This window comes from Bradyrhizobium jicamae, from assembly GCF_001440395.1.
Lineage (GTDB): Bacteria > Pseudomonadota > Alphaproteobacteria > Rhizobiales > Xanthobacteraceae > Bradyrhizobium > Bradyrhizobium jicamae.
In genome coordinates, this window is the sequence record NZ_LLXZ01000168.1 from 1 (window position 1) to 13,138 (window position 13,138).

Genomic DNA, 13,138 nt, shown 5'->3' on the forward strand with positions numbered 1-13,138 from the left:
CGAAAAATGCCGGAACGGCGCCCCCGGCGACACGCCGGCGCGGCGGGCGGCCTCCCGGACGCTGACCGCCTCCGCCCCGCTCTCGCCGACCAATTGCAGCGCGGCATCGATCAGGACCCGCCGGAGGTCGCCATGGTGATAGGGCTTTGGCGCAGGCGCCTCGGCGGCGCGGCGGCGCGGCTTGGCGGTGGATGATTTTGGGGCGGATAATTTGGCGGCTGGACGCATGGCCTCTCCTATCATCACCGGCTTGTGAATGTAAGCATCGATTACACTAATTGACCGGCTGGCTGAGCGCCATGTAACTGATGATTACATCACCATCCGCGCCATTGCGGGCGGAGCGAAGCAATCCACGCCTGCACGGGATAGATGGATTGCTTCGTCGCGGAGCCTGTCATCGGGCGCGCATTCGCGCGACCCGTTGGCTCCTCGCCATGGCGGCGTAGACATCAGGGGGAAAAGACATGCCGACGCGTCAAAACTGGTTCGAGGGCTGGCGGCTGTTCGCCCTGCTCTCGCTGACCCTGCTGGCCCTCAGCATCTGGATTGCCGGCATGCGCGCGTTCGAGGTCGAGGGCGTGCGCATGGTGATCCGCTTCACCGCGCGGACCTCGCTGCTGCTGTTCTGCCTCGCCTTCGCAGCCGCCGCGCTGGTGCGGCTGTGGCCCAACGCCTGGACGCGATGGCTGCGCCGCAACCGCCGCTATCTCGGCGTCAGCTTTGCCGCCTCGCACGCCATCCACGCGGTCGCCATCCTGGCCTTCGCCATCATGGACCCGATCGGTTACGCAGCCGCGACCTCGATCGCCTCCTACATCTTCGGCGGCATCGGCTATGCCTTCATCGTCGCCATGACCGCGACCTCGTTCGACCGCACGGCGGCTGCGATCGGCGCGCGCGCCTGGCGGGCGCTGCATCTCGCCGGCGGCTATTACCTGCTGTTCCAGTTCATGGTCTCGTTCGGCAAGCGAATCCCTGACATGCCGGCCTACGCGCTATTCCTGATCCCGCTGGTGGCGGTGTTTGCTTTGCGGATGATCGCGATGGCACCGCGCGCGCAGGCGCCGGCGCGGGCGGGATGATCCAGAATGAGGATGACGCGGTTGGGATCGGACCAATCGTAGTGCCGCGTTCCCCAGATGCCGCCCGAGCCTTCCGTGACGTCGGCCTGCGAGCGGCGCCTGTGGTGCACCTTGAGATACTCGTCGGCGCTGTTGGCCGATTGACCCGGAATTAGTTCGAGACCGCGTTGGCCTTGCGGACGAACAGGCTGTCGCCTTTTCGGATGATTTCGAGCGCACCAGCCTGCTGCGACGTCGAGAGAACCACGCTCTGGTCCGGCGCAAGAACGGACACCACGCGGACCGGCGTCCCCGCCTTGCCCTCTGCGAGGGTCGTGACGACGTGGAACCCATCGGGTTCAACGGTGTAATAGGCGACGCCGGACACTCCGCCGAGATCGATGCTCTTGCCCTCAATCGGGCGCAGGCCATTGGCGTGGGCGGCCCCCAGCGAAGCCAGGGTTAGTGCGGCGGCGAAAAGCGTGCTGCGAACTGACATAGGAATCTCCTTTGGTTTCGGCGGCGAGGCCCAAAGCCCGTCGCTCCCTTGCCTCAGAAGATGGTCCAGCTATCATTATCGATCAAACAGATAGGATCGATAATGGGTATCGATACCGTCAATCTAGGTCGTATCGACCTTAACCTCCTTGTTCACCTTGATGCGCTGCTCACGGAACGTAGCGTCACGCGCGCTGCGGCTCGCGTCGGCATTGGTCAGTCGGCGATGAGCCACAACCTCGCGCGCCTACGGGACCTCTTCGGCGACGAGCTTCTGACGCGGGGGCCGGAAGGCCTGCGCCTGACCCCACGGGCGGTGACGTTGGTTGAACCGGTGCGGATCACGTTGGCCCAGATCCAGATGCTGGTGTCGCGAGACAAAGCATTCGATCCAGCGACGGCGGTGCGAACTTTCAGGCTCGGACTGCCGGACAGCATGGAAGTCCTGATCGTCCCTGCTCTCCTCGCGCGCCTGCGCGAGGTCGCACCCGGCATCCACCTGCGGCTCTACAATATCGGCTCTTCGCCGCTCCTGGATCGTCTCGATGCCGACGAACTGGATCTCGCAATCGGCTATGACGTCTTCCCGCAGGGACAGGTCCACCATAAGCGGCGTTTGCTGTTCACCGAGACCTATCTATGCATGTTCAACGCCGAAAGGACGGGGGTCGTACCCCCGATCTCGCTCGACGACTACGTGCGGCTTCCTCATGTCCTGACCAGCTTGAGGCCGGGGCGCAGCGTGCGTGGCGTGGTGGACGACGCCCTGGAAAAGCTCGGATTGCAGCGCTCGGTCGTTCTGACCACACCACGCTTCCTCACGGTCCCGTCCCTGGTGGCGCGCGCACCTGTCGTCGTAACCATGCACGCGCGACTGGCTCGAATGTTCGCCGCCGAACTCGGGCTGAGCCTCAGCCCGCCTCCGGTGGCGCTGCGCGAGGTGACCGTTTCATTGCTGTGGCATGCTTCGTACGATGCCGATCCGGCTCACGCATGGTTGCGTCAACTCGTGGTCCAACTGGTTGCGGACGTCTGAGCCCCGATTGTTCTGCGGATACGAGTCCTATTGGTTCCGAACCAGATGGTATTTCCGACCGAGCCGGCGGTGCACGGTGATCACGGCACGGTCGACGTCGCTGATCAGGCTGTCACCGAGAACTACATTGGGTATTTCCCAGTTTCGTCCCTCGCGGATGTTGGGAAGCCCGCGCACGGCGGGAACGGACGCGGTTTCGCATCCGGGCTGGCTGCGAAGCGCCTCCTCGGCAAGCTCGGTCAATTCCGCCGTAGTCTTTCCCGTCGTCACTGCTGGCCGATACCTTCCAGCTCCTTGGCGCGCCCTTCCGTCATGCTGCGCATGCACTCGCCGGCCTCGAGCCGGGCAATGGTGCCCTCGCCCATTCCGTAATAGAGGCAGTTGGCGTCGCGATACTGGACCCACAACCGCTGCGCGGCGCGCAACTGATCGCGCTGCTTGTCACCCGCGGTGCCCAACGCCTTCTGATAGGCCGCGTTCAGGCGCTTGTCCCATTGCGCGGTCTTCGCCTTGAGGCATTCGACCATCTGGTAAGTGTTGCCGTCGCAGGATGGTTCCGGCCCCTCCTGATCGCCGGCATGAGCGCTCGAAACCAGCGCCAGCAGCGCCGTAGCGCCGAGTACCGTTCGCAGCGTCATGCTCATCCCTGCGGCGTCAGCCCGAGGCGCTTGGCGACGATCCTGTCAATTGTGCGCTTCGGCAACACGGCGGCCATGAACAGCTGCATCGGATCAGGCGTAATTGTGTAGCGCACCTTTGGCTTCGGCAGCGTCAAGGCCTCGAACACCTTCTCGGCAATCATCTCGGCCGGCAATCCCTTTGCGCCGAGCGCCAGCATGAAGGCGCGGATTTTCTCCAGCGCCGGGAGATATGGCGAGTTCTTGTAAGGCGAGATGTCGACCTCCTCGGCCTTGCTCCAGATCGGCGTCTTGACCGCACCGGGCGCGATGATGATGACGTCGATCCCGAACAGCATCAGCTCGCGGCGCAGGCTCTCCGACAGTCCCTCGATGGCGTGCTTGGAGGCGGAATAGGCCGAGGTCATCGGATTGCCGTTCTTGCCGGCGACCGAGGAGATCATCACGATCCGCCCCTTCGGTCCCTTCAGGCTGGGATCGGAGCCGAGCAGCGGCCCGAACGCCTGGGTCGCGATGATGGGCCCGATGAAATTGACCTCCATCTGGCGGCGGAATTCGTCGGCGGCAAGCTCCAGCACCGGGCCAGACACCGCGATGCCGGCATTGTTGACGAGGCCGGCCAGCGTTTCGCCATTGAGAACGGCGCGGACCTCGCGCGCGGCGCCCAGCACAGCGGCCTCATCGGTGACGTCGAAGATCAGCGGCGTGAAGTTCGCCCCAAACTCGCCTTTGAGGCGGTCGGCGTCGGCTTGCTTGCGGACGCTGCCGAACACTCGGAAGCCGCGGTCGAGCAGCAGTTTTGCACTGGCCCAGCCGATGCCGGTGGAAGCGCCGGTGATGACGACAGATCTCATGGTCCAAGCCCTTGTCAGAGGTTTTAATGAAGTTCGTCGTGAAGGAATGCTTAAGCGCCGGTTGGCGTGCTTTCTTCACGGGGTGCGTCCAGCCTTGACGGCGTCTTGTTCGGCAAGTTGCTATTCGATTTTTCCCGGGAACGGTTTGGTGAGGATAGCAGCCGGATCGGGATACCGGAAGCGACGACGCAAGCACGATCCTGTCAGACATGGGCGATTTATCGCGTGAAATCGCGGCATACGCCCCGATCGCATTGGTAAAGCAATTCGCAACGCGGCACTTGCAATGCGCGGCATGCTTCGACGTCGGCATAGCCGGCGGCGACTGCAATCCATGGATTGCCCGCTTCGGATGCAGCCACGTGTAGTCCTGCCCGGCCACGCCTTTAACGCGGGTGTAAGGCTCGGCTCGTCATGGTGTGCGCCAACCCATCAACAACCGACAGGCTGCCCAGAATGGTGCAACAGCCCGCACACTCGATTATTGCCGAACTCGAAGACGCCGTCAGGGGCGGTTCATCCGCCAAGCGGGTGGAAACCCTGCGACAGGTCACCGATCTCTTCCTCAACGACGGAGAACGTCTCAGCGACGACCAGGTCAAGGTCTTCGATGACGTGCTCTGCCTGCTGATCGCGCGCGTCGAAACGCGGGCCAAGGCTGAACTTTCCAAGCGGCTGGCGCCGCTCGACTACGCCCCGTTCGAGGTGATCCAGCATCTGGCCTGGGACGACGAGATCGAGGTCGCCGGCAATGTGCTGACCCATTCCAGCCGGCTCGGCACCGACGTGCTGGTCGAAATCGCCAGCAGCAAGGGCCAGGACCACCTGCTCGCGATTTCCGGCCGCGCCGAACTGCCCGCGGCGGTGACCGACGTCATCGTCGACCGCGGCGAAGGCCAGGTGATCCGCAAACTCGCCAACAATGCCGGCGCCAGATTTTCCGACCAGGGTTTTTCCAGCATCGTCGCGCGCGCCGGCGCGGACGACGAGTTGGTTGAGGCCCTCGGCCTGCGCGCCGATTTCCCGCAAAAGTTCATGGCCGACCTGCTGCGCCGCGCCAAGGAGACGGTCCGCGCCCGGCTGGTCGCCATCGCGCCGCCCGCGGTGCAGGAAGAGATCAAGCGGGTCCTGAACGACATCGCCCGCGAGGCGCCGACGCCAAGCCGCAGCTTCGGCGTCGCTGAGGAGCTGGTGAAGCTGATGAAGGGGCTGAACGAACTCGACGATGCGGCGGTCTACACATTCGCGGAGTCAAACAAGTTCGACGAGGTCACCGTGGCGCTTGCGGTCCTCAACGAAATGCCGGTCGAGATGACGGCCAGGCTGATGGAAGGCCCCCGCGCCGACCTGATCCTGATTCCCTGCCGCTCGGCGAAGCTGAACTGGCCGACGGTCGAGTCGATCCTGCGCAACCGGCCGGTCAAGCCTGCGATCAGCGAACAAACGCTGGAGATCGCGCAACGCGATTTCCGCAAGCTGTCGATGGAGACCGCCCAGCGCACCGTCCGCTTCTGGCAGTTGCACAACAAGATCGAGAAAGAGCCGATCATCCGGACGCATTGAGTCCGGCCGGACTTGAAGCGGCATCCATCAAGGTGCCGCTTCGTTCCGCTGGTGTAACAGGTGAGCGCGGAGGACGTAGCGCGCTCGACCCTGGCTCGCTTGACAATCGGCCTGATTGGCGAGCGGCACAACGCATCGAATGCAGATTAAGAACCCGCGCTTTGAATCTGCAAACGCTGGCTTTTCCGTCGCTGATCTAACTGACGAGTTTGCTTCGCGCCAAGAAAGCGCGTCGCGCGTCAGTTCTTCGTTTCGGCGCGACTGGCGTGCTACGAGCGGCGCGTTGAAGAATGTGCTTGAAGCATCAATCCTTCAAGAAAACGGCGAGACCGCGGGGTGCGATCTCGCCGGATATTTTCGTTCGAGACTTAGGATTTGGTGTTTCAATACCAGCCCGCCCTGGAGCCGTAGGGTGGGCAAAGGCGCATCGCGCCGTGCCCACCATCTCTCCACAGGCGTCGCCGTTAATGGTGGGCACGCTGCGCTTTGCCCACCCTACGCGGCGCCGACCTTAGTTCTTGGTCTTGTCGACCAGCGCGCCCTTCTTGATCCACGGCATCATGTCGCGAAGCTTGGCGCCGACTTCCTCGATCGGATGCTCGGCGAGCTTGGCGCGGGTTGCCTTGAACGAGGTCTGGTTGACCTTGTTCTCCAGCATCCAGTCGCGGGCGAACTTGCCGCCCTGGATGTCGGCGAGGACGCGCTTCATCTCGGCCTTGGTCTCGGCGGTGACGATCCGCGGGCCGGTGACGTATTCGCCGTATTCGGCGGTGTTGGAGATCGAGTAGTTCATGTTGGCGATGCCGCCTTCATAGATCAGGTCGACGATCAGCTTCACCTCGTGCAGGCACTCGAAATAGGCCATCTCGGGGGCGTAGCCGGCCTCGACCAGCGTCTCGTAGCCGCCCTTGATCAGCTCGACCAGGCCGCCGCAGAGCACCACCTGCTCGCCGAACAGGTCGGTCTCGCACTCTTCCTTGAAGGTGGTCTCGATGATGCCGGCGCGGCCGCCACCGATCGCCGAGGCATAGGAGAGGCCGAGGTCATGGGCGTTGCCGGAGACGTCCTTGGCGATCGCGATCAGGCAGGGCACGCCGCCGCCGCGCTGGTATTCGGAGCGCACGGTGTGGCCGGGGCCCTTCGGCGCGATCATCAGCACGTCGAGATCGGCGCGCGGGTCGAGCAGGTTGAAATGAACGTTGAGGCCGTGGGCGAAGACGAGCGCGGCACCCTTCTTCATGTTGTCGTGGAGGTGCTCGCGGTAGATGTCACCCTGCAGTTCGTCCGGGGTCAGCATCATGACGAGGTCGGCCCATTTGGCGGCCTCGGCGACTTCCATCACCTTGAAGCCGGCGGCTTCCGCCTTCTTGGCCGAGGCCGAACCCTTGCGGAGCGCAATGGCGACTTCCTTGACGCCGGAGTCCTTCAGGTTCAGCGCATGGGCGTGGCCCTGGCTGCCGTAGCCGACGATGACGACCTTCTTGCCCTTGATCAGGTTCAGGTCGGCGTCGCGATCGTAATAAACACGCATGGTCGTTTCCTCAAGCGATGGCCAAAAAGGGCCGGTTAATCAGGCATTTGGGTGGGTGGTGACCGCCGGTCGCCCGCGAATTTCCGGCGTTGTCTAGAGCATTTTCCTGCCCATGGGAAATCCGTTTATGCATGGCCCGGTGCGGCATCATGCGTCCATGAAGACCGGATAGAGCGAAGCCAGCAGCAGCACCGCCATGACGATGTTGAAGGCCCGCACCGCCCGGCGGGAGGTCAGGACCGGCCGCAGCGCGGTGCCGAACAGGGCCCAGGCGGTGCAGGACAGGATGCCCAACAGCAGGCTGAGGCCGACCTGGATCGCGATGTTCCAGGGATAGGCGGCGATCGCCGCATAGGCGGTGATGGTGCCGATCACCATGACCCAGCCCTTGGCGTTGACCCACTGGAACATGGCCGCGCCCCAGAACGTCATCGGGTGGCCGCGGCTTTTATCCTCCTCGGCGGACGGCGGCTCGGACATCGCAATCGCCCAGGCCAGATAGATCAGGTAGGCCGCGCCGGCATATTTCAGGATGGTCTGCAGCACCGGATAGGCGATGAAGATGGTGCCGAGCCCGAGCCCGACCGCGCCGACCATGAAGGCAAAGCCCACGGTGATCCCCATGATGTGCGGGATGGTCGGGCGGAAGCCATAGGTGAGCCCCGACGACAGCAGCATGATGTTGTTCGGCCCCGGCGTGAAGAACATCACCGTGGCGAACATGACGAAGGCGATCAGCAGCGATTGCGACATGGGGGCCTCACGCGATCTTTGGCAGAACTTGTTTTTCTGAAGCCTGGCTACGTTTGGACAGCAGCATGACGGCGATGCCGCCGACCACGGTAACCATTCCGGCGAGCCGCAGCGGCCCGAAGGTTTCACCGAATACCACGCTCGAGGCCGCAGAACCGACGAACGGCACCAAGAGCGCGAACGGCACCACCTGCGCCGCCGGATAGTCCCGCAGCAGCCGACCCCACAGCCAGTAGGCGATGCTGGTGGATACGCCGCCGAGGCCGATCATGCACATCAGGCCGGTCAGCGACATGTGGGTCAGCGCATGCCAGGTGGGCTGCGGGCCATTGCTGACCAGTGTCAGCGCCAGCAGCGGAACCGCCGCGACCAGGCACAGCCATGCGAACAGGTCGAACATCGGCACGCCCTGCGCGCGCCGCAGCAACAGATTGCCGGCCGCGAAGCTGAGCGGAGAAATCATCAATATGGCGAAGGCACTGACGCTGAAATCATAACCGACCGTGCCGCAGATCATCAGCAGGCCAACCGTGGCAATGCCGATGCCTACCGTCTGCCACGGGCCCGGCCGCTCGCGGAACAGCAGCGCGGCAAAGCCGATGGTGAACAGCGCCTGGCTCTGCACGATCACGCTGGAAAGGCCGACGGGAACGCCATGCGCGATGGCGAAGGCCTGCGCGAGAAACTGGCCGAGGAACAGCGTGAAGCTGATCGAGACCAGCACCGTCCATGAAACCTTCGGCCGCGCCACGAACAGGCACGGCAAAGCCGCGATGGCAAAGCGCAGCGTTGTCATCAGCTCGGGGGAAAATTCGTTGAGCGCGATCCGGCTCGCGACAAAGGCAAGCCCCCAGATCACCGCCACCAGGACGGCGATGCAGACATCGGCCGGTTTCATTTTTGGCTCTGTTGGTTTTTGGCTCTGTTGGTCTTGTTAGCTCTGTTGGTCCGGCTTTGGCTTGCGCAGCAGATAGGTGCCGTGGAGCGGCGCGTGGTAGTCGACCGATGCCAGCGTGAAGCCGATATCGGTCAGCATGCGTTCGATCACCCAGCCGAAGGTCGAGTACTCGTCGCGCATGTGGGTGACCACGCCTTCGCGCTGGAAATCGTGGTTCTTGATGGTGAAATCGGCCCATTGGTCGACATCGCGCTCGACGCCGTCGGGCATGCTGACGAAGACGATGTCGCGCAGGTAGAAATTGGCGCCGGGCTTCAGCGCGGCATAGATCCTCGCCAGCGCCACCGCTTTCCAGAAATCCGGCAGATGATGCAGCGTGAATTCGCTGACGATCAGATCGTAGGAATTGGGCTGGTAGGCAAAGCTCAGCATGCCGGCCGGCTGGGTGCGGATCGCGATCTTGCGGTCGCGGGCCTGGATATCGGCGAGCGCCAGCATCGCCGGCGATATGTCTATGGCGTCGACCTCGGCCCCCATCAGCGCCGCTTCGCAGGCCAGTACGCCGTTGCCGCAACCGATATCGGCCACCCGCCAGCCCGACTGCACGCCGAGCATGGTGAGCGCGGCGCGGGCGCGCTCGTCGCTGTCGTCATGCCGGTCGTAGATCGAGGCGACCGCACGATCGAGCCCGAGCCGCCGTCTTTGAGTGTAATACCAGTCACGCGCCAGCATGTTCACATCCCCTCAGGCCCACGTCCGATTGCGGCAACGCCAGTGCGCGATACCTCGAGAAGGCCGAGCGGGCGCATCAGGTCGATAAATTGGCTGATCTTCGATGAGTTGCCTGTGATCTCGAACACAAAACTTTCGGTCGTGGCGTCGATCACGCGGGCGCGGAACGCATCCGCCAGTCGCAGCGCCTCGACCCGGCTGTCGCCGCGGCCAACCACCTTCACCATGGCGAGTTCCCGCTCGATCGAGCGGCCGGTGATCGTCATGTCGACGACGCGGTAGACCGGGATCATGCGGTCGAGCTGGTGCTTGATCTGCTCGATCACCATCGGCGTGCCCGTGGTGACGATGGTGATGCGCGAGAGATGTTTCTGGCTCTCGGTCTCGGAGACCGTGAGACTGTCAATGTTGTAGCCGCGGCCGGAGAACAGGCCGATCACGCGCGCGAGCACGCCGGGCTCGTTCTGCACCAACACCGAGAGCGTGTGCGTCTCGTTGGGATCGTGGCGCTCTTCCAGGAAGTAGGCGGATGCGGGCTGGTTCATGGTCGTCCCCTTACATGTCCTCTCGTTACGCCATCGCGCGTTGGGCGGCTGGCGTGACATCCGTCCCGACCCATTTTCGGAACAGATCGAAATCGATATTGCCGCCTGACAGGATCAGGCCGACACGCTTACCGGCGAGCTTTTGCTTTTCCTGCAGCGCGGCGGCGAGCGCGGCTGCGCCGGCGCCTTCAGCCAGATTATGCGTGTCGGTCCAGTAGGCGCGGATCGCGGCACCCACCTCATCGTCGCTCACCTGCACAATGCGCGAGGCGCCCTTGCGGATGAGCGCGAAGGCGTCCGGATCGGGAATGCGCGTCGCCATGCCGTCGGCCAGCGTGTTGCTGGTTTCGGTGGTCACGATCTTGCCCGCTGCAAACGACAGCGCGTAGGACGGCGCTTCGGTCGACTGCACGCCGACGATCTCGGTCTTCAGCCCGAGCAGGTCGCGCGCCATGATGCAGCCGGAGATGCCGGAGCCCTGCCCGATCGGCACGTAGAGAATGTCGAGATCGGGCGCGGCGCGGAACAGTTCGAGCGCGTAGGTGGCGACGCCGAGCACGAGATCCCTGTGGAACGACGGCACCATGTGCAGACCGGCGAACTGGGCGCGGCGCTGGGCTTCTTCGGCCGCCGCCTGAAAATCCTCGCCATGTTCGACCAGTTCGGCGCCGAACGCGTGCATGGCGCGGTTCTTCTCCACCGAATTGCCGCGCGGTACGTAAATCACCGCCGGCACGCCGTGACGGGAAGCCGCGAACGCCAGACTCTGGCCGTGATTGCCGCGGGTGGCGGAAATGATCCCTGCTGTGTTCGGGCTTTCGCGCTTCAGCCGGTCGAGATAGACCAACCCCCCGCGCACCTTGAAGGCGCCGATCGGCGTATGGTTCTCGTGCTTGACCACGACGCGCGTCCCCAGCCGCTGCGCCAGCAGCGGCCAGGCATGCGCCGGCGTCGGCGGCACTGCCTGCCCCACGATCCCATGCGCGCGTTCGAGCTCTGCGAGGTCAAACATCTGCCCCTCTCACCTCACACCAATGCCTTGCCGCCGGCGAAGGCCGCCGCCGTCGCCTCGTCGGTGGCTTCCACCGGCAGCAGCATTTCGTTGTGCGCCTTGCCGGACGGAATCATCGGGAAGCAGTTTTCCAGCGCGGCGACGCGGCAATCGAACAGCACCGGGCGCTTGACCTTGATCATCTCCTTCAGCGCGCCGTCGAGATCGCCAGGCTTGATCGCCTGGATGCCGACGCAGCCGAACGCGTCCGCGAGCTTGACGAAATCCGGCAGCGCTTCCGAATAGGAGTGCGACAGGCGGTTGCCGTGCAGGAGCTGCTGCCACTGCCGCACCATGCCCATATACTGGTTGTTCAGGATGAAGATCTTGATCGGCAGCTCGAACTGAACCGCCGTGGACATCTCCTGCATCGTCATCTGCACCGAGGCGTCGCCCGCGATGTCGATCACGAGGCTGTCGCGATGCGCCACCTGCACGCCGAGCGCGGCCGGCAGGCCGTAGCCCATGGTGCCGAGGCCACCAGATGTCATCCAGCGGTGGGGCTCCTCGAAACCGAAGAACTGCGCCGCCCACATCTGATGCTGGCCGACCTCGGTCGTGATGTAGGTGTCGTGGCCGCGCGTCGCCTCGAACAGCTTCTGGATGGCGTATTGCGGCAGGATGACGTCGTTGCTCTTCTTGTAGGCGAGCGAATTGCGCGCCCGCCAGGTGGCAATCTCCTGCCACCAGGTCTTGATGTCAGGCTTCTTCGCTTCGGCCTTGAACACCTGCAGCAGGTCACCCAGCACGTTGCCGACATCGCCGATGATCGGCACGTCGACACGGATGTTCTTGTTGATCGAAGATGGATCGATGTCGATGTGGATCTTCTTCGAGCCCGGCGAGAACGCGTCGGTGCGGCCGGTGATGCGGTCGTCGAAGCGCGCGCCGACACACAGCATGACGTCGCAACCATGCATCGTCATGTTGGCCTCGTAGGTGCCGTGCATGCCGAGCATGCCGAGCCAGTTCTTGCCCGACGCCGGATAGGCGCCCAGACCCATCAGCGTCGAGGTGATCGGGAATCCGGTGACCTCGACCAGCTCGCGCAGGAGCTTTGACGCCTCGGGTCCGGAATTGATGACGCCGCCGCCGGAATAGATCACCGGCCGCTTGGCGGAAGCCAATAACGCGACGGCCTTGCGAATCTGCATCGGGTCGCCCTTCACGCGCGGCGTGTAGGAAACGTGCACATCGTCCTTGCGCGGCGGATGATAGGTGCCGACCGCGAACTGCACGTCCTTCGGAACGTCGACCACGACCGGGCCGGGACGGCCCGAGCTTGCGACATAGAACGCCTCGTGCAGCACTTTTGCGAGATCGTTGACGTCGCGCACCAGCCAGTTGTGCTTGGTGCAGGGACGGGTGATGCCGACAGTGTCGCATTCCTGGAACGCGTCGTTGCCGATCAGATGGGTGGGCACCTGTCCGGTGATGCAGACCAAGGGAATCGAATCCATCAGCGCGTCCGTCAGCGGCGTCACCATGTTGGTGGCGCCGGGGCCCGACGTCACCAGCACGACGCCCGGCTTGCCGGTCGAGCGCGCGTAACCTTCAGCGGCGTGGCCGGCGCCCTGCTCGTGCCGCACCAGGATGTGCTCGACCTCGCTCTGCTGGAAAATCTCATCATAGATCGGAAGCACCGCGCCGCCGGGATAGCCGAAGATGTGCTGGACGCCATGATCGATGAGCGCGCGCACGATCATCGCGGCGCCGGTCATCTGATTGGGGTCGTTGCTCTGGTCGGTCATGGTCTGCTCCGGATGCGCTGAGGGCGCGGCTTCTTTCGGTTGTCTGTTCTGGGAAATAAAAAGGGGCCCGAGAGGCCCCATGCACACCGCCTGAATTTGGGTGGCCGCTAGCCACCCCCGGCGGTGTGCCTGGATACGACGACGATAAGGAGTTTGGTAATAATATTACGCATTTTGCGGCTCGGACTTCCCAAAGGTTGCGCGGGTTATACCGTCCGGCCCCG

At 63.8% G+C, this 13,138-nt stretch carries 15 protein-coding genes; 3 read left to right on the forward strand and 12 right to left on the reverse strand.

Features of this window, described 5'->3' with window-relative positions; translation table 11 throughout:
* On the reverse strand, positions 1 to 228 hold a 228-nt coding region (locus CQ12_RS28480), incomplete at its 3' end, for a helix-turn-helix domain-containing protein (protein ID WP_157088550.1).
* A 239-nt stretch (positions 229 to 467) separates the two neighbouring features.
* On the opposite strand from CQ12_RS28480, the gene CQ12_RS28485 reads away from it, so the two are divergent.
* On the forward strand, positions 468 to 1,085 hold the full coding sequence (locus CQ12_RS28485) for a hypothetical protein (RefSeq protein ID WP_057838614.1): 618 nt from the start codon (positions 468 to 470) through the stop codon (positions 1,083 to 1,085).
* 151 nt (positions 1,086 to 1,236) lie between these two features.
* Here CQ12_RS28485 and CQ12_RS28490 read toward each other — a convergent pair whose 3' ends face one another.
* The gene (locus CQ12_RS28490) at positions 1,237 to 1,563 is read right to left on the reverse strand and encodes a hypothetical protein (RefSeq protein WP_057838615.1); all 327 of its coding nucleotides are present in this window, start codon (positions 1,561 to 1,563) and stop codon (positions 1,237 to 1,239) included.
* Positions 1,564 to 1,665: 102 nt separating this feature from the next.
* Here CQ12_RS28490 and CQ12_RS28495 point away from each other — a divergent pair, with 102 nt between their 5' ends.
* Positions 1,666 to 2,598: a LysR family transcriptional regulator gene (locus CQ12_RS28495; protein WP_057838645.1), complete on the forward strand. Its 933-nt coding sequence runs from the start codon at positions 1,666 to 1,668 to the stop codon at positions 2,596 to 2,598.
* Between the two features lie 27 nt (positions 2,599 to 2,625).
* Here the strand turns inward: CQ12_RS28495 and CQ12_RS28500 are convergent, their stop codons facing one another.
* From CQ12_RS28500 to CQ12_RS28510, 3 genes are read right to left on the reverse strand one after another with little or no spacing between them, the layout of a single operon-like run.
* Positions 2,626 to 2,868, reverse strand: coding sequence for a hypothetical protein (locus tag CQ12_RS28500; protein ID WP_057838616.1), 243 nt, complete (start codon positions 2,866 to 2,868; stop codon positions 2,626 to 2,628).
* On the reverse strand, positions 2,865 to 3,236 hold the full coding sequence (locus CQ12_RS41490; protein ID WP_063799833.1) for a lysozyme inhibitor LprI family protein: 372 nt from the start codon (positions 3,234 to 3,236) through the stop codon (positions 2,865 to 2,867). The genes CQ12_RS28500 and CQ12_RS41490 overlap by 4 nt, the downstream gene beginning before the upstream one ends.
* Positions 3,237 to 3,238: 2 nt before the next feature.
* Positions 3,239 to 4,090, reverse strand: a complete 852-nt coding sequence (locus CQ12_RS28510; protein ID WP_057838617.1) for an SDR family oxidoreductase — start codon at positions 4,088 to 4,090, stop codon at positions 3,239 to 3,241.
* Positions 4,091 to 4,546: 456 nt separating this feature from the next.
* Between CQ12_RS28510 and CQ12_RS28515 the strand changes: the two genes are divergently transcribed.
* Positions 4,547 to 5,653: a DUF2336 domain-containing protein gene (locus CQ12_RS28515; RefSeq protein WP_057838618.1), complete on the forward strand. Its 1,107-nt coding sequence runs from the start codon at positions 4,547 to 4,549 to the stop codon at positions 5,651 to 5,653.
* A 511-nt stretch (positions 5,654 to 6,164) separates the two neighbouring features.
* Here CQ12_RS28515 and ilvC read toward each other — a convergent pair.
* The 7 genes from ilvC to CQ12_RS28550 form a co-directional block, all read right to left on the reverse strand.
* On the reverse strand, positions 6,165 to 7,184 hold the full coding sequence (gene ilvC, locus CQ12_RS28520) for a ketol-acid reductoisomerase (RefSeq protein WP_057838619.1): 1,020 nt from the start codon (positions 7,182 to 7,184) through the stop codon (positions 6,165 to 6,167).
* 147 nt (positions 7,185 to 7,331) lie between these two features.
* A complete protein-coding gene (locus tag CQ12_RS28525) occupies positions 7,332 to 7,937 on the reverse strand; it encodes a LysE family translocator (protein ID WP_057838620.1) in 606 nt (201 codons plus the stop codon).
* 7 nt (positions 7,938 to 7,944) lie between these two features.
* Positions 7,945 to 8,835 (reverse strand): EamA family transporter, encoded by an 891-nt coding sequence (locus tag CQ12_RS28530; RefSeq protein WP_057838621.1) that lies wholly within the window; start codon positions 8,833 to 8,835, stop codon positions 7,945 to 7,947.
* 36 nt (positions 8,836 to 8,871) lie between these two features.
* Positions 8,872 to 9,567, reverse strand: a complete 696-nt coding sequence (locus CQ12_RS28535) for a class I SAM-dependent methyltransferase (protein ID WP_057838622.1) — start codon at positions 9,565 to 9,567, stop codon at positions 8,872 to 8,874.
* Between the two features lie 2 nt (positions 9,568 to 9,569).
* Positions 9,570 to 10,112, reverse strand: coding sequence for an acetolactate synthase small subunit (ilvN, locus tag CQ12_RS28540; RefSeq protein WP_057838623.1), 543 nt, complete (start codon positions 10,110 to 10,112; stop codon positions 9,570 to 9,572).
* A 25-nt stretch (positions 10,113 to 10,137) separates the two neighbouring features.
* Positions 10,138 to 11,124, reverse strand: a complete 987-nt coding sequence (locus tag CQ12_RS28545; protein WP_057838624.1) for a threonine dehydratase — start codon at positions 11,122 to 11,124, stop codon at positions 10,138 to 10,140.
* A 14-nt stretch (positions 11,125 to 11,138) separates the two neighbouring features.
* On the reverse strand, positions 11,139 to 12,914 hold the full coding sequence (locus CQ12_RS28550; protein ID WP_057838625.1) for an acetolactate synthase 3 large subunit: 1,776 nt from the start codon (positions 12,912 to 12,914) through the stop codon (positions 11,139 to 11,141).
* Positions 12,915 to 13,138 lie beyond the last annotated feature (224 nt).

Bases quoted from the DNA above. Each gene is read 5' to 3' on its own strand.
- CQ12_RS28485 (WP_057838614.1), top strand. From the start codon at position 468: ATGCCGACGCGTCAAAACTGGTTCGAGGGCTGGCGGCTGTTCGCCCTG.
- CQ12_RS28490 (WP_057838615.1), bottom strand. From the start codon at position 1,563: ATGTCAGTTCGCAGCACGCTTTTCGCCGCCGCACTAACCCTGGCTTCG.
- CQ12_RS28495 (WP_057838645.1), top strand. From the start codon at position 1,666: ATGGGTATCGATACCGTCAATCTAGGTCGTATCGACCTTAACCTCCTT.
- CQ12_RS41490 (WP_063799833.1), bottom strand. From the start codon at position 3,236: ATGACGCTGCGAACGGTACTCGGCGCTACGGCGCTGCTGGCGCTGGTT.
- CQ12_RS28510 (WP_057838617.1), bottom strand. From the start codon at position 4,090: ATGAGATCTGTCGTCATCACCGGCGCTTCCACCGGCATCGGCTGGGCC.
- CQ12_RS28515 (WP_057838618.1), top strand. From the start codon at position 4,547: ATGGTGCAACAGCCCGCACACTCGATTATTGCCGAACTCGAAGACGCC.
- ilvC (WP_057838619.1), bottom strand. From the start codon at position 7,184: ATGCGTGTTTATTACGATCGCGACGCCGACCTGAACCTGATCAAGGGC.
- CQ12_RS28525 (WP_057838620.1), bottom strand. From the start codon at position 7,937: ATGTCGCAATCGCTGCTGATCGCCTTCGTCATGTTCGCCACGGTGATG.
- CQ12_RS28530 (WP_057838621.1), bottom strand. From the start codon at position 8,835: ATGAAACCGGCCGATGTCTGCATCGCCGTCCTGGTGGCGGTGATCTGG.
- CQ12_RS28535 (WP_057838622.1), bottom strand. From the start codon at position 9,567: ATGCTGGCGCGTGACTGGTATTACACTCAAAGACGGCGGCTCGGGCTC.
- ilvN (WP_057838623.1), bottom strand. From the start codon at position 10,112: ATGAACCAGCCCGCATCCGCCTACTTCCTGGAAGAGCGCCACGATCCC.
- CQ12_RS28545 (WP_057838624.1), bottom strand. From the start codon at position 11,124: ATGTTTGACCTCGCAGAGCTCGAACGCGCGCATGGGATCGTGGGGCAG.
- CQ12_RS28550 (WP_057838625.1), bottom strand. From the start codon at position 12,914: ATGACCGACCAGAGCAACGACCCCAATCAGATGACCGGCGCCGCGATG.